Origin of the sequence: Selenomonas sp. oral taxon 149 str. 67H29BP (genome assembly GCF_000146365.1) — a bacterium.
In the GTDB taxonomy this organism is placed as follows: Bacteria; Bacillota; Negativicutes; order Selenomonadales; family Selenomonadaceae; genus Centipeda; species Centipeda felix.
The window spans coordinates 1,024,686-1,047,753 of sequence record NZ_GL397087.1 but is presented as its reverse complement, the minus strand read 5'-3'; the positions used below and the strand labels follow the sequence as shown (position 1 = coordinate 1,047,753).

The 23,068-nt window shown below is 54.1% G+C and carries 22 protein-coding genes; 9 read left to right on the top strand and 13 right to left on the bottom strand.

All coding sequences use genetic code 11. The features are described 5' to 3' along the window. Window positions 1-16: 16 nt before the first annotated feature. The 9 genes from HMPREF9166_RS04925 to ald (HMPREF9166_RS04885) form a co-directional block, all read right to left on the bottom strand. Window positions 17-421, bottom strand: coding sequence for a type II toxin-antitoxin system HicB family antitoxin (locus tag HMPREF9166_RS04925; protein WP_009442956.1), 405 nt, complete (start codon window positions 419-421; stop codon window positions 17-19). A gap of 134 nt (window positions 422-555) precedes the next feature. After that, the gene (locus HMPREF9166_RS12900) at window positions 556-879 is read right to left on the bottom strand and encodes a tyrosine-type recombinase/integrase (RefSeq protein ID WP_254655006.1); all 324 of its coding nucleotides are present in this window, start codon (window positions 877-879) and stop codon (window positions 556-558) included. A gap of 76 nt (window positions 880-955) precedes the next feature. Continuing rightward, the gene (xerC, locus tag HMPREF9166_RS04920) at window positions 956-1,729 is read right to left on the bottom strand and encodes a tyrosine recombinase XerC (protein ID WP_254655005.1); all 774 of its coding nucleotides are present in this window, start codon (window positions 1,727-1,729) and stop codon (window positions 956-958) included. A gap of 133 nt (window positions 1,730-1,862) precedes the next feature. After that, window positions 1,863-2,255 (bottom strand): TIR domain-containing protein, encoded by a 393-nt coding sequence (locus HMPREF9166_RS04915; protein ID WP_009442953.1) that lies wholly within the window; start codon window positions 2,253-2,255, stop codon window positions 1,863-1,865. Window positions 2,256-2,512: 257 nt separating this feature from the next. Beyond that, window positions 2,513-2,971, bottom strand: a complete 459-nt coding sequence (locus HMPREF9166_RS04905; RefSeq protein WP_009442951.1) for a DUF4231 domain-containing protein — start codon at window positions 2,969-2,971, stop codon at window positions 2,513-2,515. Between the two features lie 279 nt (window positions 2,972-3,250). Beyond that, window positions 3,251-3,532, bottom strand: a complete 282-nt coding sequence (locus HMPREF9166_RS04900) for a helix-turn-helix domain-containing protein (RefSeq protein ID WP_009442950.1) — start codon at window positions 3,530-3,532, stop codon at window positions 3,251-3,253. Further along, on the bottom strand, window positions 3,522-3,887 hold the full coding sequence (locus HMPREF9166_RS04895) for a type II toxin-antitoxin system RelE/ParE family toxin (protein WP_009442949.1): 366 nt from the start codon (window positions 3,885-3,887) through the stop codon (window positions 3,522-3,524). Before HMPREF9166_RS04895 ends, HMPREF9166_RS04900 begins: the two co-directional genes overlap by 11 nt. Before the next feature lie 150 nt (window positions 3,888-4,037). Next, on the bottom strand, window positions 4,038-5,468 hold the full coding sequence (locus HMPREF9166_RS04890; RefSeq protein ID WP_050749696.1) for an amino acid permease: 1,431 nt from the start codon (window positions 5,466-5,468) through the stop codon (window positions 4,038-4,040). Between the two features lie 117 nt (window positions 5,469-5,585). Then, entirely contained in the window at window positions 5,586-6,707 is a 1,122-nt protein-coding gene (ald, locus tag HMPREF9166_RS04885; protein ID WP_009442947.1) for an alanine dehydrogenase, read from the bottom strand. 1,161 nt (window positions 6,708-7,868) lie between these two features. Here ald (HMPREF9166_RS04885) and ald (HMPREF9166_RS04875) point away from each other — a divergent pair. The 6 genes from ald (HMPREF9166_RS04875) (at window position 7,869) to HMPREF9166_RS04850 (ending at window position 14,332) form a co-directional block, all read left to right on the top strand. Next, on the top strand, window positions 7,869-8,990 hold the full coding sequence (gene ald / locus HMPREF9166_RS04875) for an alanine dehydrogenase (RefSeq protein WP_009442945.1): 1,122 nt from the start codon (window positions 7,869-7,871) through the stop codon (window positions 8,988-8,990). A gap of 115 nt (window positions 8,991-9,105) precedes the next feature. Beyond that, window positions 9,106-10,221 carry a hypothetical protein gene (locus tag HMPREF9166_RS04870; protein ID WP_009442944.1) on the top strand — a complete coding sequence of 372 codons (1,116 nt, stop codon included), beginning with the start codon at window positions 9,106-9,108 and terminating at the stop codon, window positions 10,219-10,221. Next, the gene (gene alr / locus HMPREF9166_RS04865; protein WP_009442943.1) at window positions 10,190-11,296 is read left to right on the top strand and encodes an alanine racemase; all 1,107 of its coding nucleotides are present in this window, start codon (window positions 10,190-10,192) and stop codon (window positions 11,294-11,296) included. The genes HMPREF9166_RS04870 and alr overlap by 32 nt, the downstream gene beginning before the upstream one ends. A gap of 103 nt (window positions 11,297-11,399) precedes the next feature. Continuing rightward, window positions 11,400-12,614 (top strand): DUF819 domain-containing protein, encoded by a 1,215-nt coding sequence (locus HMPREF9166_RS04860; protein ID WP_009442942.1) that lies wholly within the window; start codon window positions 11,400-11,402, stop codon window positions 12,612-12,614. A gap of 12 nt (window positions 12,615-12,626) precedes the next feature. Continuing rightward, window positions 12,627-13,607, top strand: a complete 981-nt coding sequence (locus HMPREF9166_RS04855) for a dipeptidase (RefSeq protein ID WP_006689932.1) — start codon at window positions 12,627-12,629, stop codon at window positions 13,605-13,607. 125 nt (window positions 13,608-13,732) lie between these two features. Further along, on the top strand, window positions 13,733-14,332 hold the full coding sequence (locus tag HMPREF9166_RS04850) for an AAA family ATPase (RefSeq protein ID WP_232294908.1): 600 nt from the start codon (window positions 13,733-13,735) through the stop codon (window positions 14,330-14,332). Between the two features lie 65 nt (window positions 14,333-14,397). Here the strand turns inward: HMPREF9166_RS04850 and HMPREF9166_RS04845 are convergent, their stop codons facing one another. Both HMPREF9166_RS04845 and HMPREF9166_RS04840 read right to left on the bottom strand, forming a co-directional pair. Then, the gene (locus tag HMPREF9166_RS04845) at window positions 14,398-15,702 is read right to left on the bottom strand and encodes a threonine/serine exporter ThrE family protein (RefSeq protein WP_039981043.1); all 1,305 of its coding nucleotides are present in this window, start codon (window positions 15,700-15,702) and stop codon (window positions 14,398-14,400) included. A gap of 175 nt (window positions 15,703-15,877) precedes the next feature. Beyond that, window positions 15,878-17,227, bottom strand: coding sequence for an MFS transporter (locus HMPREF9166_RS04840; RefSeq protein WP_009442941.1), 1,350 nt, complete (start codon window positions 17,225-17,227; stop codon window positions 15,878-15,880). A 146-nt stretch (window positions 17,228-17,373) separates the two neighbouring features. On the opposite strand from HMPREF9166_RS04840, the gene HMPREF9166_RS04835 reads away from it, so the two are divergent. Continuing rightward, the gene (locus tag HMPREF9166_RS04835; protein WP_009442940.1) at window positions 17,374-18,054 is read left to right on the top strand and encodes a Crp/Fnr family transcriptional regulator; all 681 of its coding nucleotides are present in this window, start codon (window positions 17,374-17,376) and stop codon (window positions 18,052-18,054) included. A 66-nt stretch (window positions 18,055-18,120) separates the two neighbouring features. Here the strand turns inward: HMPREF9166_RS04835 and HMPREF9166_RS04830 are convergent, their stop codons facing one another. Both HMPREF9166_RS04830 and HMPREF9166_RS04825 read right to left on the bottom strand, forming a co-directional pair. After that, window positions 18,121-18,780 (bottom strand): YigZ family protein, encoded by a 660-nt coding sequence (locus HMPREF9166_RS04830; RefSeq protein ID WP_009442939.1) that lies wholly within the window; start codon window positions 18,778-18,780, stop codon window positions 18,121-18,123. Then, complete coding sequence (locus HMPREF9166_RS04825; RefSeq protein WP_009442938.1) at window positions 18,777-19,403, bottom strand: hypothetical protein; 627 nt, start codon at window positions 19,401-19,403, stop codon at window positions 18,777-18,779. The genes HMPREF9166_RS04830 and HMPREF9166_RS04825 overlap by 4 nt, the downstream gene beginning before the upstream one ends. A gap of 155 nt (window positions 19,404-19,558) precedes the next feature. On the opposite strand from HMPREF9166_RS04825, the gene HMPREF9166_RS04820 reads away from it, so the two are divergent. Both HMPREF9166_RS04820 and HMPREF9166_RS04815 read left to right on the top strand, forming a co-directional pair. Next, entirely contained in the window at window positions 19,559-20,932 is a 1,374-nt protein-coding gene (locus tag HMPREF9166_RS04820; protein WP_009442936.1) for an amino acid permease, read from the top strand. A 27-nt stretch (window positions 20,933-20,959) separates the two neighbouring features. After that, the gene (locus HMPREF9166_RS04815; protein ID WP_039981041.1) at window positions 20,960-23,065 is read left to right on the top strand and encodes a methyl-accepting chemotaxis protein; all 2,106 of its coding nucleotides are present in this window, start codon (window positions 20,960-20,962) and stop codon (window positions 23,063-23,065) included. Window positions 23,066-23,068: the final 3 nt, after the last annotated feature.

Below are 23,068 nucleotides of genomic sequence, written 5' to 3'. Positions count from 1 at the left end.
GGAATATGGTCGCCTGTCAGACAGACAGGCGGTCACGCAGTGCAGATTGGAGAATCTGAGAGAAGTTAAGGCGATGCTTCTCGGCGAGTTCGTTGAGATACCATGGAATCGTAAGTGTCTTTTTCACGGGGCGATGATTCATCTCGGCACGCATGGAGAACATATTTGCATCGAGGAGACATAGCACGTCACCCTGCTTCATTTGGAGGGTATCGACTGCACTGGGCTTCGGAATCGTATCGCCGTCCTGCTCCATTCCCCATAGATGCAGGGCGAGCCCTTCTTTAGCTGCGGCGAATGCTTCATCTGCGGCGGCGCCTGTGGCAATACAGCCGGGAAGATCGGGGAAGTAAACCCCATAATGATCGCCGATCTTTTGGAGTATGGCAGGGTACGTATAGTGGTCGGGTAGATGTGCCATGGTGGATTTCCCTCCTTAATCGGGTGTCCACATTGTCTTTTCTCATATTATGCCTTAAAATACAAGAAATAGAAATAAGTACTTGTATTTTCTAGTCTTTTCGCTCCTCTAACCGTCGTTTGTCTACAAATTGTCTACATACACCCATTGTCTACAAAACGCTCGAAGATGCGGGCGGTCTCCTGCTGCATGTCGTCTGTGTCATGCGCATAGAGATTCTGCGTGATCGTCGCGTCCGCATGACCGAGGCGGGCGGCAACATCAACGGGCTTCGCGCCGGATTCGATCAGCCGTGTCGCGTGCGTGTGGCGGAAGCTGTGAGAGTTCAGCCCTAATCTGTAAAGCGCGTAACGCACGTTCTCATGTGCGTAGGGGATCCCCGTCGGATGAACGCAGAGCAGCGGACGGCGTTCCGCCGGGATGGCGGGATATAGCCGTTTTGGCAGGAGAATGAACACGCGATCCGCGTCCTTGCTCTCATAGGCGATTTGATACGCCTGTCCGAAACGCAGTTCGTCTTTCGTCTGCTCTTTTTTAAGCGCACGCAAATAGGAGAGAAGCAGCGCATCCGCATAAAATGTCCGTGCACTTGTTTTTTGTTTTTGGCGTATCAAAATACCCCGCTTGTATTCTCTGACGGGAGATGGAGACCGCCCCCGTCTCAAGGTCGATATCATCCCACGTAAGCCCGAGTGCTTCGCTGATTCTGAGGCCTGTGTGATAGAGTATTTTGAGCAGCGGGTAGTATATGTTGCTTTCGGGGATGGCGGCGAACTGTTCCGGCGTGATGATGGTGCGCATCACCACTTTGTGCGGCGCACTTCGCGGGATGTTGATTCCCGTCGTAGGGTTCGCGGTGATGAGTTCGGCGGGGTAGATGGCATACTTCAGTGCAATGGAGAGCACCGTCTTTGTTTGACGGATGGTTCCTTGCGATAGTCCTGCATGGGCGAGTTCATTGACCCATAGATCAATGTCACGCGGACGTAGTTCCTGCAAGTAAATATCCCAGATCTGCGGCGTGATGCGCGAGCCTATAGCGTTATGGTAGCTTTTAAACGTCGTTCGCTTCACATTCGGGCGCACGACATTCTCCAGCCACGAAGCGAGATAGTCCCGTAGCTTCACGCGCTCTGATGTGATGCCGATGTTGCCGGACTTCCAGTCGGTGTATGCTTTTACCCCTGCGTCAAATGCGTCATCCTCGGTGGCAAAGCCTCCTTTCTCCTTCATGCGGCGCGGATTCTTCGAGATGTCGAAGCTATAGGAATAGGTGTTTCCGCGCTTTCTGATTCTGATCTTTGACATAATAAAACCTCCTTGAAATAGGAGGCGAATCATGGTAGAATTTACATGAATTGGGGCATGGTTCGCGTCATGTCTGCCGCTCGGTGTTGGTAGCATCGGGCGGTTTTTACTTTGCAATTTGGGACAGTGCGCGTTAATATTTTTGGATTGCGTTGATTAGGGATTGCGAGTTCCAACTTACCAACTCCGTAGCGGTATCTTGAATTTTTTGCGGTATCCGCTCATTCCCTCGTGGCTTTAGCGCAATGATGGTTTTTTTCATACAGACAGCCTCATCAATTTCATAATCAATCCAGCCGCTGTGCGCTGCATACATACCGGCAATGATGATTACGATGTTTGCATGACTGATCTGCTCTGTCAGGGCAGACTTTAGTTTCGCTGTATTATTTGCGTCTACAGGATCATGTTTTGGGACACTATAATTTCTGAATAAGAGAGTGCTTTCTTCTAACCAATCAACAACCGTATTGTATTGATCTCCATAGTGCCAAGCATGACTTATAAAAACATGGTAAATTGACATTCAAAATACATCCTTTCTCTTCTTGAAGTTGGTGTGATATAATAAGGAAAAGTCCCCAATTAACATAATGAAGGAGTGAGAGTCATGGAGGTTCGGCAATATCGCAAAAAACCTGTCGTTGTTGAGGCATATCAAACAGATCGGACAATGTATATTGAAACGTTGGAGGGAATCCACCGAGCAGACCCCGGGGATTATATTATCACGGGCGTAAAAGGGGAGCAGTATCCGTGTAAACCGGATATTTTTCAACGTACTTATGAGCCGGTAGAGGTGTGATTCTTATTTGGTGTCGTAGGTTCGTTCTTATGTAATTGTGCCCAGTCTATATTTTCGCTTGAGATAATGCTTTCGCATCTCTCAACGAGCTCTTGAAAAGGCTCGATAGAATATGCGTATCCGCCAGCACTGGCAAGATAAAGATATTTTTCGTGCTTTAAGAGTTCGCATGTGGTTCGATAGTGTAACCAGTTTTCATGATATTTATTTAAACTGAGAATAAACGTTCCTGTTGATATGAGTACTCCCAACACAGCTATTATACAAGGCGCATAGATGCAGTCCTGCAAAAGTAGACCGACGGGTGCGATCAACAATGACAGCAGACCGATCATGATTTTTATGAATTTATACCAGTTTTGGCAGTTTGCGCTTTTTCCATCATACCATTCGATTTGATGGTCTAGCCGTTCCTTGAAATATTGGGCTTCATCCATGAACAGACTCCTTTCCCGCTCTCTCTGTTGGCGCAGAGGGGCGGTTTTTATGTGGGAAGAAAAGGCGATATCTTCCTACTTGGATGTTCAACTGGGAAAAAAGAGCCGATTTTTCCTAGCTATATGTTGATCGAATAAAGGTGTTCGATGGATACCTTTATTTTTTGATTTTTGTATGGGATGATAGATTGTGAAGATTCCTCATATATTGCATTTTGCGTCTTATGCAAATTGCATTTCTAACCCCGTCGAATTCGACGGGGTTAAACCATTCAACCTTTATATCGGGACGATTGCGAGCTTCTTCCCGAGTGGTGCAAGGAGTTTCGTTAGCGTAGAGATATTGGGGCTGGTTGTCCCGCGCTCAAGGCGGGCAATGACAGGCTGTGTAACACCGCTCATCTCCTCTAGCTGTTTCTGTGTGATACCGCGTTCCTGACGTGCGCGGATGAGTTCGCCGATGAGTGCAACACGCAGGTCGCTTTCTGCAATCTCCTCTGGTGTGAAGATGCGGCTGCGAACTTCTTCCCAAGATTCGCCGATGGCGCTGTTATTCTGCATGATGATTTCCTCCTTCTTGCAGTTCTTTGAGTTCTCTCTTTGCTTGTTCGATTTCACGCGGCGGGGTCTTCACCGTCTTTTTCATGAAATGATGGAGGAGAACAAAACTGCTCTCGTGCCACGCGACAAAGAAGATGCGGTCACGCAGAGGACGCAGTTCCCACAGGTCGCCACCAATATGTTTGACGTACGGTTTTCCGAGGCGTGTCCCTTCGCGGCTCAGAGCTTCGATGTAGTCATTTATTTTGTTGAGTTTGATGCGGCTGTCTTTGTCCTTGCGTGCGGCGAGTTCATCAAGATACTCAATTACGGGACGCCGTCCCTGCTTGTCACGGTAAAAATAAATCGGGTGCATCGCTTTCCTCCTCTCTCTATTATGCCTTATAAGTTCATCGAATGCAAGATTGGCAGACGTTCTCGATGCCAACAGTGTGAGAACAAAAAAACTGCTGCAGGAAGACATTTCGTCTTCCTGCAACAGCTAGCAGTCGACAGGAGAAAATACTTAGGACGATGCGGTGCTGTCACTGTAGGATGATTCACTGTTCGCACTACTTGAGGAGGCCTTATTCCAGCAGCGATGCTTTGGCGCATAGCTGTTGTAGAAGAAGAAGCCAAGTACCATCAGTACGATGAACGTGATGTTCGTGACCGCCGACAGCGACCAGATCAGGTACAGGCAGACCGCCATGCCGATCGGTGCGAGGAGGTAGAGCGCCGGGAAGTGGAACGTGCGCGGCAGCTCGGGGGAGTTGCGGCGGAGCTGGATCAGCCCGACAAAGACGATGAAGAATGCCGCAAGAACACCGGTGTTCGCGAGCTCAACGATGTAGAGCATCGGCACGCAGCCTGCGATGAACGCGATGAGCGCCGAACCGACGAGCGTGATGAAGTACGGCGTGCCATACTTCGGATGGATGTTTGCCATCGACTTCGGGAGGAAACCGTCACGCGACATAGCAAAGAAGACGCGTGCCTGACCGAAGATGTAAACGATGAGGGTCGTGATCATACCGAAGAGGATGCCGACCGTGACGAGGTTTGCGAGACTCGTGTAGCCGATGAGGCGCAGGCAGTAGGCGACAGGATCTGCGCGATCGAGATCCGTGTAGGGGATCGTCGCCGTGAGGACGAGTGCCACAACGGAGTAGATGCAGAGGCAGACAAAGACCGATGCGATGATGCCGATCGGGAGACTCTTCTCCGGCGTCTTGCACTCCTCGGCGGAGGTTGCGACCGTATCGAATCCCATGAAGGAGAAGAACACGACCGCTGCGCCTGCCATGATGCCGCCGGCACCGAACGGGAGGAACGGATCGAGGTTCGCCGCTACCGCATGGGGCGTCGTGACAACAACGTAGGCGACAATCGCGCACAGCGTGAGCGAGATGAGGATCGTGTTGAGACGCGAGCTCTCCTTCGTACCGTGAGCAAGGATGACGCCGATGATAAGTGTGATGACAACAGCGGGCAGATTGATGATACCGCCCTCAGGGAGCGTCGTAAGGAGTGCCTTCGGTATCTCCATGCCGAGGGATGCCATCATCCCGGAGAAGTAGGCGGAGAATCCGACGGCAACCGCACTCGCGGTGACGATGTAGCCGATGATCAGCGACCATCCGCAGAGGAACGCCATGCCCTCACCGAGGGAGGCAAACGTATAGGCGTATGCGCTGCCCGCCGCCGGGATGAGCGATGCCAGCTCTGCGTAGGCGAGACCGACGAGCATACAGAGGAGACCTGCTGCAATAAAGGAAAGAACAATACCGGGCCCCGCATAGCGTGCCGCACCAATACCGGTCAGAACGAACACGCCCGAGCCAATGATGCCGCCGATGCCAAGGAAGGTCAGATCCATGGTGCTCAGCGTTCGGATCATACCGCTGTCCTTACGCTGGGCACTGAAGTCTTCCAGTGTTTTTTTCTTAAAAAACATAAAGCCTTCACGCCTTTCTTTCAAAATATTGTAAAACAAAACCTGTAAAAAGGGGCTGTTTCACAGCACATATTGATATATGAGAGTGAAACAGCCCCTCAGCAGTCAGTTCACAAATTACTTAAGGAACTCATCGATGGACTTGAACGGGAGGTTCAGCGCCTTACCGACCGCCTCGTTCGTGAGGTGACCGTCGATGGTGTTGAGACCATACTTCAGGCCGGGCACCTGCTGGAGGGCAACCTTGTAGCCCTTCGTCGCGATGTCAACCGCGTAGGAGATCGTCGCATTGGTGATGCCAAGCGTCGAGGTGCGGGAGACAGCGCCCGGGATGTTTGCCACGGAGTAGTGGACAACGCCATGCTTCTCGAACGTCGGATTCTCATGCGTCGTGCAGTGGTCGCACGTCTCGATCGAGCCGCCCTGGTCGATCGCGACGTCGACGACGACGGAGCCCTTCTTCATGGTCTTGATCATTTCCTCAGTGACCAGGATCGGGGTGCGTGCGCCCGGAATGAGGACGGAGCCGATGAGGAGGTCAGCTTCCTTGACCCACTTTGCGATGTTGTAGCTCGAGGAGAACTCGGTGACAACACGGCCGCCGAACATATCGTCGAGCTGACGCAGACGTTCGATCGAGAGATCGATGATCGTGACGCGTGCGCCGAGACCAACAGCGATCTTTGCTGCGTTCGTTCCGACGTTGCCGCCGCCGATGATGACGACCTGACCAGCGGAGACACCTGCGATGCCGCCGAGGAGAACACCGCTGCCGCCGTAACGGCTCTCAAGGAACTGTGCACCGATCTGGACAGACATACGGCCTGCGATCTCACTCATCGGAGCGAGCAGCGGGAGACCGCGGCCCTGCTTGCCGAGAACCGTCTCATAGGCAATACCGACAACCTTCTTCTGAAGGAGTGCCTTCGTGAGCTGGGGCTCTGCTGCGAGATGGAGGTAGGTGAAGAGGATCTGACCCTCATGGAAGAGGTCATACTCGGATTCCAGCGGCTCTTTTACCTTAACAATCATTTCCGAACGATCAAACAGAGCCTTCTTGTCCGAGACGATCTCGGCGCCGACTGCCTTGTAGTCGGCATCCGTGAAGCCGCTGCCAACACCGGCACTCTCCTCGATCAGAACCGTATGACCGGCACGGCGCATTGCCTCAACACCCGAGGGAGTCATACCGACGCGGAACTCATTGTTCTTGATTTCCTTTGCAACGCCTACAATCATGCTTTTTCCTCCTACTAGATATAGATGTGATACGGCAGGGTTTATCGGCCAAATAAACCAAAAGGATTTTGTATTTCGTATTTTAACACAATTTAGATAAATCGTCAACAACTATTGTCGAATAGAAAAAAGTAATAATTATCAGAGCACGGAATGCCGGCCGCCATCTTTAGGTCGAGGTATCCAGCCACTGTTTTATACCAAATGAATTCAGCGACAACGAAGGGGCTTGAGATGGATATTCGTCATCGCGCGAGCCGGGCTTGGCAGACATATCTCAATTATACATTCGAGTCAGGAAGTCTGACGGAGAGTGGAAATATTGTTCAAAATTGAGACTTGCCCAGACATATGGTTCGTTTTGGTGCCTACTATACGCATAAGAAATTTAATGGGATTTTGGATGCTCAATATGTGGGCGCGCGCCAGAAGGTCGATGCAGCGACAGGAGAATATGGGGCAGAGGACAGTTTCTTTCTCGCCAATTTATACCTTATATAATTTGAATCAACAGGCAAAGATTCAGCTAAACATCGAGAATCTCCTGAACCGTAAATTTTATGCCGGAGGGGCTGCCAAAGAACGGTCATATATGCTCAGCGTCAAATATATGTTCTGATGAACGGCGTGCTGACCGAACATCAACAGCATAGAGTGATGCATAGCCTCGTGCAGCCCAATTAAGGAAACATTGATAAACTCAGCATCGCCGCATTGATGCATCTTTTTTCATGGAGTTAATTTACCGGTGCGTTTCGAAAGGACCTTGTCTTGTGATGTGATCAAAGGAAATGTGCAAGGATCAACAATATTATTTCCGTTGATGATTTTTAGCGCCACAGCAGGCGTCCGTAATGGATGCTTTTTTAATACGACAGTTCGGTGTCGGCTTTTCCGTTTAAATAGGGAGAGAATATTTGCCGATGTCGTATTTCGATTGCTGTGTGCATACAAAATATTTTGCAGAGACGCAAAGCGACACAAATAGACCGAATTACTCTGAATAAAACGCAAAAAACTGTGATAAAACGCACAAGAAGTTAAATTTAGTCTTGACAAAACTATCTGAATTATACTAAAATCACAATCAGGGTATACCTCTAGAGATTACTTAGCCGTTTCACCCTTCTGTTTTATCTATATCTAGTAGGAGGAAAAAGCATGATTGTAGGCGTTGCAAAGGAAATCAAGAACAATGAGTTCCGCGTCGGTATGACTCCCTCGGGCGTTGAGGCAATGCGCCGTGCCGGTCATACGGTTCTGATTGAGGCGAGTGCAGGCGTTGGCAGCGGCTTCACGGATGCCGACTACAAGGCAGTTGGCGCCGAGATCGTCTCGGACAAGAAGGCTCTGTTTGATCGCTCTGAAATGATTGTTAAGGTAAAAGAGCCGCTGGAATCCGAGTATGACCTCTTCCATGAGGGGCAGATCCTCTTCACCTACCTCCATCTTGCAGCAGAGCCCCAGCTCACGAAGGCACTCCTTCAGAAGAAGGTTGTCGGTATTGCCTATGAGACGGTTCTCGGCAAGCAGGGCCGCGGTCTCCCGCTGCTCGCTCCGATGAGTGAGATCGCAGGCCGTATGTCTGTCCAGATCGGTGCACAGTTCCTTGAGAGCCGTTACGGCGGCAGCGGCGTTCTCCTCGGCGGCATCGCAGGCGTCTCCGCTGGTCAGGTCGTCATCATCGGCGGCGGCAATGTCGGCACGAACGCAGCCAAGATCGCTGTCGGTCTCGGCGCACGCGTCACGATCATCGATCTCTCGATTGAGCGTCTGCGTCAGCTCGACGATATGTTCGGCGGCCGTGTTGTCACCGAGTACTCCTCGAGCTACAACATCGCAAAGTGGGTCAAGGAAGCTGACCTCCTCATCGGCTCCGTCCTCATTCCGGGCGCACGCACCCCGATCCTGGTCACCGAGGAAATGATCAAGACCATGAAGAAGGGCTCCGTTGTTGTCGACGTTGCCATCGACCAGGGCGGCTCGATCGAGACGTGCGACCACTGCACGACGCATGAGAATCCGACGTTCGAGAAGCACGGCGTTGTCCACTACTCCGTGGCAAACATTCCGGGCGCTGTCTCCCGCACCTCGACGCTTGGCATCACCAATGCGACGATCTCCTACGCGGTTGACATCGCGACGAAGGGCTACAAGGCTGCCCTCCAGCAGGTGCCCGGCCTGAAGTATGGTCTCAACACCATCGACGGTCACCTCACGAACGAGGCGGTCGGCAAGGCACTGAACCTCCCGTTCAAGTCCATCGATGAGTTCCTTAAGTAATCTGTGAACTGACTGCTGAGGGGCTGTTTCACTCTCATATACAGATATATGTCGTGAAACAGCCCCCCCTTTTTTACAGAAAACCATTCTGAAAAGACTGAAAGGACTGATCAAATTGACCTCTTGGAAGCGTGTCTGTATCCTTGCTGGATCCTATCTCGGCTTTATGATCGGGACAGGTGTGGCAACGGGACAGGAAATCCTTCAGTATTACACAGCGAACGGCTATATGATCTTTGGTACGGCTGTCGTCATCGCGATCATCTTTATCGTCGCAAACTATGGCTTTGCTCTCGCGGGGCGTGACCACAATGCAACGAGCGGGAAGCAGGCATTCATCTTTTACAATGGAACCTTCCTTGGAAAGTTCTTTGACTGGTTCACGGTATTTTTCTGCTATCTTTCTTACTGCGTTATGGTTGCCGGCGGTGCCGCAACACTGCAGCAGCAATACGGCGTGCCAGTCTATGTTGGTGCGGCGATCGTTGCCGTCCTTGCCGGTTTTTCCGTTGCCCTTGGCCTCGGCAAACTCGTCGATATCATCGGCCGCGTGACGCCAGCGATGCTCTTTGCCATCGTCGGTATGCTCTTTATTCACCTCGTTCAGCACTATGACACGCTGCTTCCCAACATGGCGTTGATCTCCTCGGGACAGCTCGATATGACACGCGTCGGCAGCAACTGGTTCATGTCAGGAATGTCGAACGGAGGCTACAGTATTCTGATGCTTGCGAACTTCAGCGCGGTGCTCGGTGCGCGTGAGAACTTCAAGACACTGTTCCGTGCCAATGTTCTCTCGACGGTTCTTCTCGTCGTGCTGAATACGATCATCGGCCTTTCGATCATGACACGCATCACGGATCTCTATCAGGTGCAGATCCCGAACCTCGTGGTTGTGGCAAGCCTTTCGCCGGGTCTGACGACCATCTTCGGCGTGCTGATCTTTATTGCCGTTTATACGACGGCGTGTCCGCTCCTTTGGACGGCTGTGGCTCGTACGGGACAGGAAGGGACGATGAAGTATAAAACCTGGGCTCTCGGACTTGCCGCCCTCGGATTCTTCTTCGGCATGTTCGTTCCATATCACATGATGCTCAACTATGTGTATGGCCTGAATGGTTACATCGGCTTCATTGTGATGGCGCTCATGTCCATTAAACTCATTCGGATGAAGTTCTTCGGGAAGGGAAGTGATTCAAATGCCGAATCGAGCAGCATGGGCGGAGATTGATCTAGGGGCGCTCGCCCATAACTATCGTGAGATTCGCAGCCGAATCCAAAAGGGAGCAAAGCTATGTGCTGTGGTGAAGGCGGATGCATACGGACACGGAGCGATCGCCGCAGCGCGGGTTGCGCTCGATGAGGGGGCGGACTACCTCGCGGTAGCAACGCTCTCGGAGGCACTCAAGCTGCGGGCGGCAGGCTTTACAGCACCACTCCTCATCCTTGGGCTCGTGGAGCCGGAGAGTGCACGTGAGGTCGTCGATGGTGATATCACCCAGACGGTCTGCCGCATGGATCTCGTTGAAGCACTGTCGCAGGAAGCTGTACGGCAGGGCAAGACAGTGAAAGTGCATCTGACCATTGAGACCGGTATGGGGCGTATCGGCGTGCATCCGAAGGATGCGGCAGAGACGGCGAAGAAGATTGCCGCACTCCCCAATGTGGAACTTGAGGGGGTCTTCTCCCACTTTGCACTCGCTGATATTCCGGATAAGACGTTTACCAAACAGCAGGTCAAACTCTTCAAGGACGCCTGCGATGCAATTGAGGCGGCGGGCATTCATATCCCCATCAAGCACATTGCAGAGTCAGCAGCGATCCTTGAGATTCCCGACGTGCACTTCGATATGGTGCGCGCCGGCATCATCCAGTATGGTCTCTGGCCCTCGGATGAGGTGACGTGCCCGATTGACCTCCGTCCGTGCATGAAATTCTGTGCGCGAATCGTCTATATCAAGACGATTCAGCCTGGAGAGTCTGTCGGGTATGGACGCAAGTTTATTGCAGAGCGTGAGACACGCATCGCAACTCTGCCCGTCGGCTATGCAGACGGCTACATTCGTGCCTATGCAGGCGGCAGTGTCGAGGTGTGCGGGAAACGCGCGCCCATCGCAGGACGTGTCTGCATGGATCAGTTTATGATCGATGTTACGGATATTCCCGAGGCGAAATTGGGGGATGTCTGTACGCTCTTCGGCTCGGATAGCCTGACGGCAGATGAGATTGCGGGGTGGGCAAATACAATCAACTATGAGGTTGTCTGTCTTGTTTCCGAACGCGTGCCGCGTGTGTATAAAGGGTAGTGTGCGAAACAGCATCTATCTTTATTGATTACGGGGCTGCTGCAATCTCTTTCGCGGCAGCCCCGTAACATTGTTTTGTATTCATTTGGAGGAAGGTGTTCTCATGAATACGCTTGTCAGCCCGGAGAATACGTGGGTGCTCATGACGGTGATGCTTGTCTCTGTTGCGGTATCGGTCTACTTGGAGCAAACCTATGCGTGGGCATCCCGTATTTCAGGCGCTGTGATTGCGCTGATTTTTGCACTTGTTCTGGTCAATACGAGTATTATTCCGCCCCATGCGGAGATGTACGATGATATTGTCTGGGGCTACATTGTACCAATCGCTATACCATTGCTGCTCCTCCAGACCAACATCGTGAAGATCTGGCGGGAGACAGGGCGACTGCTCATCATCTTTTTGATTGGTGCGGCAGGGACAATCTGCGGTGCATTGATTGGCTGTGTCCTGCTTGGTTCTGCGATTGACGGACTGCCGAAGGTGGCAGCGATGATGACCGGCTCCTATATCGGCGGCGGTGTGAATTTTACCGCGCTTGCCGATGCGTTTAAGGTGAGCGGTACGCTGGTCTCATCGACGATTGTGGCAGATAATCTCAATATGGCGATCTACTTTCTGATTCTCTTGGGCATCGCCGGGAATGGATTTTTCAGACGTATGTATACGCATCCGCTGATTGATCATGTGGAGAAGAACGGTGCATCCGATGAGGGAAAGACGCTTGCGGCAACGTATTGGGGGCGCAAGGATATTTCTCTGCGCGACATTGCCATGTGTGTGACCTATGCCGTTGTCGTCGTTACCGTATCGAAGTTTATCGGTGCGACGCTCGGCACGCTGATCTCGCCCGATGTGAACTGGTTTACGAAGATGTGCAATACATTCCTCAGCAGCCAGTATGTCTGGATTACACTGATTTCGATGATTTTTGCGACATTCTTTGAGAAACAGGCATCGTCAATGAATGGTGCGCAGGAAATCGGCACGTTCTTTATCTATATGTTCTTCTTTGTGATCGGTGTTCCCGCATCCATCATGGAGATTCTGACGAATGCGCCGCTGCTCTTTGTGTTCTGTCTGATTATGGTCATCGTGAATATGCTGTTCTGTCTGATTGGCGGAAAGCTGTTCGGCTTTTCCCTGGAGGATATTCTCGTCGCATCCAACGCGAATATCGGCGGTCCAACGACGGCAGCCGGCATGGCAATCTCTCAGGGGTGGAATGCACTGGTCGGACCTGCGATGCTTGTGGGAACACTCGGGTATGTGATCGGCACCTATCTTGGGATTATTGTCGGCAGCCTGTTGGGGGCATAAGGAGATGGAGCAATGAAACGTGATATCGGTACATTCGATATACATTCTGATCTCTTTACCAATGTGACACTGCACCGTCAGGCTGGTGAAACGGATATCATCCGCAAGTATCATATCAAGCAGCTGCATAAGGGGAGTGTCGGTGCGATGCTCTGCTGCATCTGGATTGATCCGCCGTATACAGCGGATCCGCCGGCACGTATGATCGAGATTATGTCATCTGCTTGTGCCGAGCTTCGCGGTGCAGCAGATATTGCGGAATTCGCACGCTCTTCTGCTGATATTGAGCAAATCTGTGCCGCGGGCAAGCTTGCCATTCTCCTTGGCATGGAGGGGCTCAGCGGTCTGCGTGGACAGGTGGATTTTCTGGATGTCCTCTATGCGTGGGGAGTCCGTCACGCTATGCTGACATGGAACGAAGTGAACGTATTCGCCCACGGTGCGTCCTGCCATGAGGATAAGGGGCTTACGGAACTTGGTGTCAAAGCACTTGCCCGGATGGAAGAACTTGGTATGCTGATTGATGTGTCGCACGCCAATGAGCGGACGTTCTGGGATGTCTATGAACACACGGAGAAGCCGTTTATTGCCTCGCATTCCAATGCCTATGCACGTTGTTCCCATGCACGCAATCTGAAGGATGATCAGATCAAGGCACTCGCACAGCGCGGCGGCGTGATCGGAATGAATGCATGGCCGGAGTTTATCGATGCCGAAGCACCGAGTGTCGAGTGCCTTGCCGATCACGTGGATCATATCCGTGCACTTGTCGGCATCGATCATATTGCCTGTGGATTTGATTTCTGTGATTATCTTACGTCGGATACGCTGGATTCCTTTACATCGAGTGATGTGGTGACAGAGGGGCTTGAAAGCGCAGCAGATATTCCGGCGCTGTTTGCCGTGCTGGGTGCACGTGGGTATAGTGATGCAGATCTTGAAAAGATTGCCCATGGCAATATGATGCGTGTTGTCAGGACAGTGATCGGCTGAGTTCTATCCTTTGTTCATCTGATTCCAGTTGCCGCAGAACTGTCCGACGATTATGTATAATCTTATTGCGTATGAGATAAGAAATCGTTATAATAGGATGTATAGAGAATGAGGAGGTAATGCACATGAAGAAGAATACTGTTATTACCATTAGTCGCCAGTACGGCAGCGGCGGCCGTCAAATCTCTCGACTCCTTTCGGAGAAGATGGGGGTTAAGCGTTATGACCGCACGGTCGTTGCTATGGCGGCAGAGAGCCTTGGCGCAGGTGATCGTCTTGAGGATGTTTTGAGCCGTTCCTATGAGGTGCCAAAAGCGAGCCTCGGGGCAATCAGTACAGCCCAACTCGACACAGTTCCCGCGTATAATACGCTCTACAAGGAACAGGCGCATATTATTCGTTCGATTGCTGCCGAGGGAAATGGGGCGGTGTTCCTTGGTCGATGCGCTGAGATCGTCCTTGCGGGGCAGCCGGAGGTCTATTCCTTTTTCATCTGTGCGGATGACGCGTTCCGTACAAGGCGTGCCGGTACACATTATGGCGGTATGAGTCTTAAGCAGCTCAATGAGATCGAGGAGAAGCGCAGCAACTACTATGCCTTCTATACGGGCAAAAAGTGGGGAGATCCGCAGAATTTTGATCTTGTCATCAATACAAGCCGTATTCCGCTGGAACAGGCGGTTGATCTCATCATTGACTATGTGAATCGTGTGCAGGGCGAATAGTTCCTGCGGAATATGAAAAGAGGGCATGATTTTCCCTATGCGGGAGACATGCCCTCTTCGTATGCTCACCGTTCTGCCGTACGCGCTCTGATGATCTCGTCGATCTCACGCTGCTGCTGGTGTTCGATGCGCCGCTGGATGAAGATGTTCGGGATGGAGACGCCGACAACGACGGCGAGGATGATGGTGACACCGTTGACGCCGAAGCGCAGCGCCTCGAGCAGTTCCTCGACCGAGATGGTCTGGATGTGGAGGACGGCGAAGAGGAGACGATAGAGGAGGACACAGGGGATGAGCGGGATAACTGGCGGGATGATGAGAAGGGTGTTTGGCGTGTGGACGATATGGATGACCTTGAGCGCCGCGATGCCGACGAAGGCCGCCGCCACGAAGGAGCCGAGTGCCTGTGGTTGTCCGAATTCGAGCATGAGAACGTTGCGGATGAGCATAGTGACGATGCCTTCGACGGCGACGATGGCGAGCAGCCTCTTCGGTGTGTTGAACATGACGGAGAATCCGCCGGCAGCAAGAGCGGCCGCGATTGCCTGATTGAGGTAGGTATCTGAGGGCTGGATATGGACATCGGAGATGTTTCCCACACCGGCGATAAGAATGGCAAAGGCAATGCCGAAGGTCATGCCGCCGATGATAAGCATGGTATCCATGGCGCGCGTCATGCCCGATGTGGTGAAACGGTTCAGTACGTCACTTGCCGCATTGATGGACGGCAGTCCGGGCATGAGGAAGATGGTGCATGCAACGAGCGCGTACCACAGTGTACCAAGTCCAAGTGCAGCGGGGATGGCCCACGCAAATATGGTGGCGACAAATCCGGTAATCATGGCACAGGCATAGGGATTGAAAGCATACTTGTTGCTGAGGCGATGTGCGATGAAGCCCATGAGTGCCGCAATGGCGGCGACGAGAGACTCTTCCCAGCTCCCGCCGAACAGCTTGCACGAGCCGCCCGAGCCGACGGCAGCTCCGAGCGCGATGCCCCAATGCGGGTAGCAGAGTGCACGTGCACGGATGCGTGCGATGGCGTTCTCGGTGGCAGCGATGGGCGTGTTGCCGCGCAGGATGCGCCAGGTAAGTTTGCTCACGGCGGCGAGAACGGCGAGGTTCACGCCATGTTTCATGCACTTGCGGAACTGCGTAAAGGAGCGTTCGTCGTCGCAGACGTTCAGCATAAGCGTTGTGTAGGTAATGTGGGATTGGATGTTTTCAGCAGGGATGCGCAGGTGGACTGCCGCGCGTTTCATATCGCGGATGACGCGTGCACAGTCGGCACCGTTCTCCATCAGCGCCTGTCCAATGTCCAGCAGGAGCTTCATTTTGTAGTTGAGTGTCTTGTTGTCATCGTCCGCCATATTTCGAATTTCTTTGCGCCCCACAGTAGGATACTCCCTTCCTTGTCTCCCTATTTCTCTTTGATGACGCTATTATAACATAGACTTTGGCTGTGTAAAATACTGATGCATGGGAGAGGCGAGGGCAAAAAAAGGACCGCCAAAAATGGCGGTCAGTATGTGCGTCAAAGATCACTCAGCACTTGATGCCCGAGCCCTTGCGTGCGTAGAAGAACCATGTGATGATGATGGTCAGAACAGTGAAGGCGATGAGAATGTAGAATGCAGGAATAACGCTGCCCTGTGTTCCGTATGCCCAGCCAAAGATCTTCGGGATGAGGAATGCGCCGTACGCCGCGATCGCCGCCGTGAAGCCTGTGACGAGTGAGGCGTGTACAGGACTGTCAAAGACAAACGGGATCATGCGGAAGGATGCGGCGTTGATGAAGCCGGTCGAGAAGAAGAGCACAAGGAACGCGCCAAAGAAGAGCGCAAAGTTATGTGCCTGAATACCCATAACGGTGGCAATACAGGCGATAAGCATGAGGAGCAGCGAGTAGAATGTGACCTGTGAGCCGCTGTTGACCTTGTCTGTTACCCAACCGCCGATGGGGCGCACGCCCGCACCGATGAACGGTCCGAGGAATGCAGCATAGGCAAAGGAAACCTCGGGGAACTCGCGATTGACAAGAAGTGCAAGCGCAGCAGAGTAGCCGATGAACGAACCGAAGCCACAGGTGTAGATCACGGTAATGAGCCACGTATGTTTATTGCCAAAGATGGACATCATGCTGCGCGGACTCTGCTTTGGGATGGGCAGGTTGTCCATGAACATCCAGACGAGGATCAGGGTCAGAGCGGTCGGAATCGCCCAGAAGTAGCAGACATTCTGAATGTAGATCTCTTTGCCCGCCTCATTGAGGAGCGGTGCGCCGAAGAGTCCTCCAAAGCTCATGCCGAGGAGCATGGGGGCGGTCAAGTAGATGAGCGAGACACCGAGGTTGCCAATGCCGGCGTTGATGCCGAGAGCAAGCCCTTTCTGCGACTTCGGGAAGAAGAAGCCGATGTTCGCCATCGAGGATGAGAAGTTTGCGCCTGCGATGCCGATGCCCGCGACGAGAAGGACGAAGGTGTCATAGGTCGTCGCGGTGTCTGTGAGTGCATTCCCCAGACCAATGAGCGGGATGAGGAGCAGCGCGGTCGAGATCAGCGTCCAATTGCGTCCGCCGAGCATGGCGGGGAGATAGGTGTAAACGAGACGCCCCGTCGCCCCGACAAGCCCCGGCAGGGCTGCGAGGGTAAAGATCTCATTGTCCGTAAAGTGAAAGCCAATGTGGTTGAGCTGGGCGGCGATTGTCGCCCACATTGTCCACGCAACGAAGGCGAGGGTCAGCGCCCATGTGGAAGTATAGAGGTTCTGCTTGGCGATGCGTTCGCCCCAGCGTTTCCAGAACACCTCATTTTCAGGGTCCCAATGCTCAAGAATTTCTCGGCGTGTTGGATTCTCGCCAAGGACGGCGAGAATGTCCTTATTTTCCATTTCCATCTCTCCCTTATATATCGCATTAATAAATGGAATTATAGTGAAAAAAAATTACCTTGTATGTGACGAATATCACATAAACTTTTCTGTTTTTTCGATAGGATAAATTATAATGTTACTTCGTATCACAGAAGGGGGGGGGGGACGGAGTGGATAAGGAGGCGCTCATTCAAGAACTTGCATCGATTCCGGGCAAGGTAGTTTCGCTGCACGATGGAGCGTTTCTCTATCGTGAGGGTGCGCCGGCACACTATTTCTATATTGTGCGCTCGGGGCATATCTTCGTGGTCAAGTACGGCGCATCGGGGCGTGTCTTGGCGCTGCGCCTCGCGACGAAGGGGAGCCTCGTCGGAGAGCTGCCGATCTACGAGGATGAGCCGACCTATCTCTTTAGTGCGATTGCGCGCAGTGCCGCCGAGGTCTACGCCATCGAGTTCCCCGTACTGGAGGCGTATCTCGAAAAGCATCCGCACCTCGCTGTCGCACTGCTGAAGCTGATCGGGATGCACATGCGCAAGCAGCACCTCAAATTCCGCGACCTCGTGCTCTACGGGAAGAAGGGAGCACTCTGCTCAACGCTTCTCCGTCTGGCCAACAGCTACGGGATGGAGACGGACGAGGGAATACTGATCTCCGTACCGCTCACGAATCAGGAGCTCGCGAACTACTCTGCATCGGCGCGGGAGAGTCTCAACCGCATGCTCGCCGAGTTGAAGAAGAGCGGTGTGATCGATATGCGCGGGCATCTGATCCTCATCAAGGATATCGACTATTTGAAAAAGACCATCCACTGCGAGAATTGCGGGGTGGAGATCTGTAATATTGAGTGAATCGGGGACACAGAATAGGGGCCGCTGTACGAAGCGAAAACTTCGTGCAGCAGCCCCTGTCTTTGTCTATTCGCATGGAATTCCCTGATACGCCGTTGCGCCGCGGGTGCAGACGGCGCGCCCCGCTGTTAGATCGGTCAGCTCCGCCGTGCGGCGTGCGATGTCGTCGGGCGGGACACGGAGGAGACAGGTGACGCGCTCTGCGTATGTCGTTTTTCCTGCGATCAGTGCCTCTGTGCGGATGTAGCGCTCGACGGCGGCGAGCAGGTCGTAATCGATCGTGACGGACAGCTCGCGCAGGAGTGTCATGCGCAGCTTGGGGGCGGCGTCAAGCCCCAGCCCTGCCGCATGGGCGTATGCACGGATGAGCCCGCCCGCGCCGAGCTTGATCCCGCCGAAGTAGCGGACGACGGCGACGGCGATATCCGTGATGCCGCGTCCCTTGATTGCTTCGAGGATGGGGCTGCCCGCCGTCCCGCCCGGCTCTCCGTCGTCACTTGAGCGCTGCCGTGCGGCATCCGCGCCGAGGACCATGGCGTAGGGCGCGTGGCGCGCATCGTAGTGCTCCTTTTTCAGTGCGGCGAGCCATGTGCGCACCTCGTCCTCGTCCTCCGCGTGTATGACGTAGGCGAGGAAGAGGGAACGCTGGATCTCATACGAAACAGGGGAGACACCGCTCTCCGGTATCTCCCCTGTGATGGTCGTGTAGTCACGATCCATACTCATTTGTTCTTGCGGTTGAAGTACTCGACGATGCCCGCATCGAGCAGTACGTAGGTCGGCCCCGTGCTCGCGGTCAGCTCGCCCGGCTGAAAGATGGGGCAGACGAAGCCGCGTCCGCCGAGGAAGTAGTCGGTCGGAAGCTGACGCACGGATTTTTCGGGCTGGATCGGCGTATTGCGTCCGTACTCGTTGTAGAGGTGACCGTTCACCGCCTCGCCGTCGAGATCGGACGGCGTGACGTGCACGAAGAAGGAGAGCGGCAGACGCTGTCCCGTCTTCTTGTAGTAGACGATGCCGTAGTCGTGGCGTGCGGGCTGATTGGCGTGCAGGTCATAGCGCAGCTCCGTGAACGTCACAGACAGGAAGTTTTCGTCGTCGAGATGTACGCGATAGCCGAGCTCGCCGCGGAAGAATGCCCCGCTCTGGTACTGAGCGCGGAATGTCTCCGCGAGTGCCTTCATATCAGTGTTGATGCGATCAGCGACCGCACTGTCATCGAGACTGATGACGGGGTAGGCGATGGACAGGTTCTGCGCGGCCTCCCGATGCTCGCTGAGGGCGGCGGACGAGGTCCCCGTGATGCCGACGACGAGCGCGAGAGCAATCAGTAAAGCTCTGAATTTCATAGTGAGTGCTCCTCCTTTTCATACTTAATTGAATCATAATAAAAATTTACGTATTTGTCAAATAAATGATAGTAATTGACGCGCTCTTGTAGTATGATGAGAGCGCATTTTTTATACAATATATATTCGAGGAGAAAGGTTGTGTTACGGAGCCAATGGGCGAGTCGACGATGAAACGGAGGCTGAAGCACAGACATCTTCAGCTCATCTCTCTCGGCGGTGTGATCGGGAGCGGATATTTTCTAGGGACGGGCTACGTCCTCGAGCAGGCAGGGCCTGCGGCGGTGATTTCCTATCTGCTGGGCGGCATCATCGTGCTCGCCGTGATGCTCTGCCTCGCAGAGCTGGCGGTGGAGCAGCCGCTCTCGGGCTCATTCGTCGTCTACGCGCGCGAGAATATCTCGGCGACGTGGGCGTGCGGTGTGGGCTGGTCCTACTGGGTGACGTGGGTGTCCTACGTGCCCTCGGAGATGATTGCTGCGGGCATCATCATGAATTCATTCCTGCCCGAGGTCGGGACGATCTGGTGGGCGGTGCTGTTTGGGCTGCTCGTCACCCTCCTCAATCTGTTTCGCGTCGATAAATTCGGCGAGAGCGAGTTCTGGCTCGCCCTTGTCAAGATCATCGCCCTCGTGGCGTTCAGCGTCGTTGCGCTCCTGATCTGTCTCGGGCTCATCGGCGATGAGGGCTATATCGGCACGGGCATCCTACTCAGCAGCGGCGGCTTTGCCCCGCACGGATACGCGAGTATTGCGCTGACGATGGTCATCATCCTCGTCAATTTTCAAGGGACGGAGATCATCGGGCTGGCAGCGGGGGAGACGGCGGATCCCGCGCGCAGTATTCCGACGGCGGTGCGCAATGTGACGTGGCGCATCATCGCACTCTACATCATCCCGATTACGCTGCTCGTCTCGATCCTGCCGTGGGATCACGCGTCTCTCTCCAAGAGCGTCTTTGCGGCAGCGCTTGCCGAGCATGGATTTTCGCATCTGGGGGCGCTGTTCTCGTTCGTCGTGCTGACGGCGGCGCTTTCCTGCTCCAACTCGGGGCTCTACGGCGCGGCACGCACGGTGCACGCGCTCGCGACGATGGAGATGGCGCCGCGTGCGCTCGGTGGGCTCAGCCGCAAGGGGATTCCCTCGCGTGCCATCTATGCCTCGATTGCCTTTTGCTGGGGCGTGATTGCGCTCTACGCGCTGCATCCCGATGCGGCGCTCTATACCTATCTGCTCGCACTCTCGGGGTTCTCGGGCGCGGTCGCGTGGATCTCGATCTGCTGGAGCCAGTATCGGCGGCGGCGCAGGCTTGAGGCGGCGGGGACGGTGACCCTCCTGCGCTATCGGATGCCTCTCTTCCCGTATGTCACGCTGTTCGGGATCTGGGCGCAGGTGCTCTGCCTCCTCTTTATGGCGTTTACCCCCGAGCTGCGCTCTGCGCTTTATTTGGGCGTACCCATGCTCGTCGTCCCCATGCTTCTTTACCACTTCTTGCGCAGGCGCAGGGCACATGATATAATTAAAGAATAGGGAGTTTTTTCGTAGGGAGGAATGTTTATGTTTGGGCTCTTTGATAAAAAGAAGGAAGCGGAGGTTTCGCTCGCTGACCGCATTGCAGCAAAACCGTTGGTGGCAGCAGGTGCACAGCAGGGAGCGTCCGCCGCAAAGCCGCGTGTGCCGTTCGCGGGACTCGGCAGCGTCGGCGCAGGCGATATGAAGTCTGCCTATCTCTCGCGCAGCGAGCTGACGGCAGAGCGTCTGCGCGATCTCTACGATGTGCCGGGCGGCCCTGCGATTGTGCTCGGCTTCGTCTCGTCCGATCTCCCCATGGCGGAGATTGCGCGTACAGTACAGACAGCATCACCTCCAGATGTTCAGGTTTTGCTCATCTCCTCGTGCGGGGAGCTGACACATACTCCGGGGACACGCTCCTACTATATGGATGCGAAGGACGGACGCGCAAAGGTGCTGCTGCAGGTCTACAGCAAGCGCATGATCGCGCAGACCCACATGATGACAATTCCCCTGCACAACGAGGACATACGGCGCGGTACGGTGGAGTTGACCCCTGACGAGCGCATTAAGAGAATCCGCGAGGAGGTTGACGCACAGCGCGTTCCATTCCCCGTGCGCTTTGACAATACCTTTGCCTTTGTCTATATAGACGGCGTGACGGCGTGCGAGTCATTCGTGCTGAAGGCACTCTATGACAGCGAGTTCCTGCCCTGCCCCTACATCGGCGGCAGCGCGAGCGGCGCGCTCGATTTTTCCCACACTTATATCTACAACGGAAAACAGGTACTTGAGAATCACGCCGTCGTGCTCGTTGTTCGGCTTGCCGATGATTACCGCTACTCTATTTTCAAGACTCAGGCGGCAGAGCCGACGAGGGATAAGTGGACGATCATCGGATCGGATGCGACGCTCCGTACGGTGGAGACGGTTGCCGACGCAGAGGGGCATCCCGTGCCCTTTGCCGATGTACTGATGGAGCATCTCCATGTCTCCGACGTGAATGCACTCAGTGATGCGCTTGCCGGCTATACCTTTTCCTCGCACGTCGGCAAGCAGTATTTCATCCGCTCGCTGCAGCAGTTTGACGCGGCGGAAAAGCGGTTCCATTTCTACTGTGACATTACGGCGGGTGAGGAGATCTTCCTCATGCGGCGGGAGAACTTCGTCAAGACGCTGAAGGATGAGTACGCCGCATATGCAAAGGGCAAGCCGGCGCCGATCGGCGCAGTGCTGAACGACGGCATCCTGCGGCGCCTGACCTTTGCCGCAGATCTCGCAGGAGCGGATCTCTTCGATGGGATGCCAATCGCGGGGTTCTCTGCCTTTGGGGAGATTGCCGGTCTGCACGTTAATGAGACGCTGACGGCAATTTTCTTCTATCAGCTCTCGGGCGGTATGTTCAGTGACGGCTATATGGATCGTTTCCCGTCGAAGTACGCGCTGTACCAGAAGACGTATCTCGAGCATGAGATCAGCCGACGCGCGATCATCGCGCATCTGCGTGAGGGGATCATTCAGGAGTTTGACAGCTACCGTCAGCAGATGACGGGACTCTCGGATGTTATGGAGCATGTGGCGGAGAGCGTTGAGAACGTCTCCGGGCTCGTCAACCAGATGAGCGACGGCATCGGCGATCAGGGCAATATGACGAAGGAACTCCTGTCGCGCAACGCCTCGATCACACCGAAGCTGGAGCATCTGACCGAGAGTACGAAAAAGATCGAGCAGGTCATGCACATGATCACGGAGATCTCCGCGCAGATCAACCTGCTCGCGCTCAACGCCGCCATCGAGGCGGCACGTGCGGGCGAGATGGGACGCGGGTTCGCCGTCGTCGCAGGAGAGGTGCGCAAGCTCTCCGAGAATACACGCGAGCGGCTGGAGGCGTCCGATGAGGCGATCCGCGAGCTCCTGCATGATGTGAACGAGATCGATCAGATGCTCGCGCAGAATCAGGAGTTCGATACGAAGGTCGAGGACTTCGAGCAGGGCTTTGACGGGCGCGTGACGGATATGAAGAGCAGTCTCGCGAGCGGTGTCGATGCGATCCGTCATTCGAGTGGCTCGCTGGAGAGGGCAGGGGCGCTTGGCGCGGCACTGTCGAAACGCGTGGAGGAATTGGATGCGGTGCTCCGCTCCATTCGATAAGTA

Bases quoted from the DNA above. Each gene is read 5' to 3' on its own strand.
- HMPREF9166_RS04925 (WP_009442956.1), bottom strand. From the start codon at position 421: ATGGCACATCTACCCGACCACTATACGTACCCTGCCATACTCCAAAAG.
- xerC (WP_254655005.1), bottom strand. From the start codon at position 1,729: ATGTCAAAGATCAGAATCAGAAAGCGCGGAAACACCTATTCCTATAGC.
- HMPREF9166_RS04915 (WP_009442953.1), bottom strand. From the start codon at position 2,255: ATGTCAATTTACCATGTTTTTATAAGTCATGCTTGGCACTATGGAGAT.
- HMPREF9166_RS04905 (WP_009442951.1), bottom strand. From the start codon at position 2,971: ATGGATGAAGCCCAATATTTCAAGGAACGGCTAGACCATCAAATCGAA.
- HMPREF9166_RS04900 (WP_009442950.1), bottom strand. From the start codon at position 3,532: ATGCAGAATAACAGCGCCATCGGCGAATCTTGGGAAGAAGTTCGCAGC.
- HMPREF9166_RS04895 (WP_009442949.1), bottom strand. From the start codon at position 3,887: ATGCACCCGATTTATTTTTACCGTGACAAGCAGGGACGGCGTCCCGTA.
- HMPREF9166_RS04890 (WP_050749696.1), bottom strand. From the start codon at position 5,468: ATGTTTTTTAAGAAAAAAACACTGGAAGACTTCAGTGCCCAGCGTAAG.
- ald (WP_009442947.1), bottom strand. From the start codon at position 6,707: ATGATTGTAGGCGTTGCAAAGGAAATCAAGAACAATGAGTTCCGCGTC.
- ald (WP_009442945.1), top strand. From the start codon at position 7,869: ATGATTGTAGGCGTTGCAAAGGAAATCAAGAACAATGAGTTCCGCGTC.
- alr (WP_009442943.1), top strand. From the start codon at position 10,190: ATGCCGAATCGAGCAGCATGGGCGGAGATTGATCTAGGGGCGCTCGCC.
- HMPREF9166_RS04860 (WP_009442942.1), top strand. From the start codon at position 11,400: ATGAATACGCTTGTCAGCCCGGAGAATACGTGGGTGCTCATGACGGTG.
- HMPREF9166_RS04855 (WP_006689932.1), top strand. From the start codon at position 12,627: ATGAAACGTGATATCGGTACATTCGATATACATTCTGATCTCTTTACC.
- HMPREF9166_RS04850 (WP_232294908.1), top strand. From the start codon at position 13,733: ATGAAGAAGAATACTGTTATTACCATTAGTCGCCAGTACGGCAGCGGC.
- HMPREF9166_RS04845 (WP_039981043.1), bottom strand. From the start codon at position 15,702: ATGGCGGACGATGACAACAAGACACTCAACTACAAAATGAAGCTCCTG.
- HMPREF9166_RS04840 (WP_009442941.1), bottom strand. From the start codon at position 17,227: ATGGAAATGGAAAATAAGGACATTCTCGCCGTCCTTGGCGAGAATCCA.
- HMPREF9166_RS04830 (WP_009442939.1), bottom strand. From the start codon at position 18,780: ATGAGTATGGATCGTGACTACACGACCATCACAGGGGAGATACCGGAG.
- HMPREF9166_RS04825 (WP_009442938.1), bottom strand. From the start codon at position 19,403: ATGAAATTCAGAGCTTTACTGATTGCTCTCGCGCTCGTCGTCGGCATC.
- HMPREF9166_RS04820 (WP_009442936.1), top strand. From the start codon at position 19,559: ATGGGCGAGTCGACGATGAAACGGAGGCTGAAGCACAGACATCTTCAG.
- HMPREF9166_RS04815 (WP_039981041.1), top strand. From the start codon at position 20,960: ATGTTTGGGCTCTTTGATAAAAAGAAGGAAGCGGAGGTTTCGCTCGCT.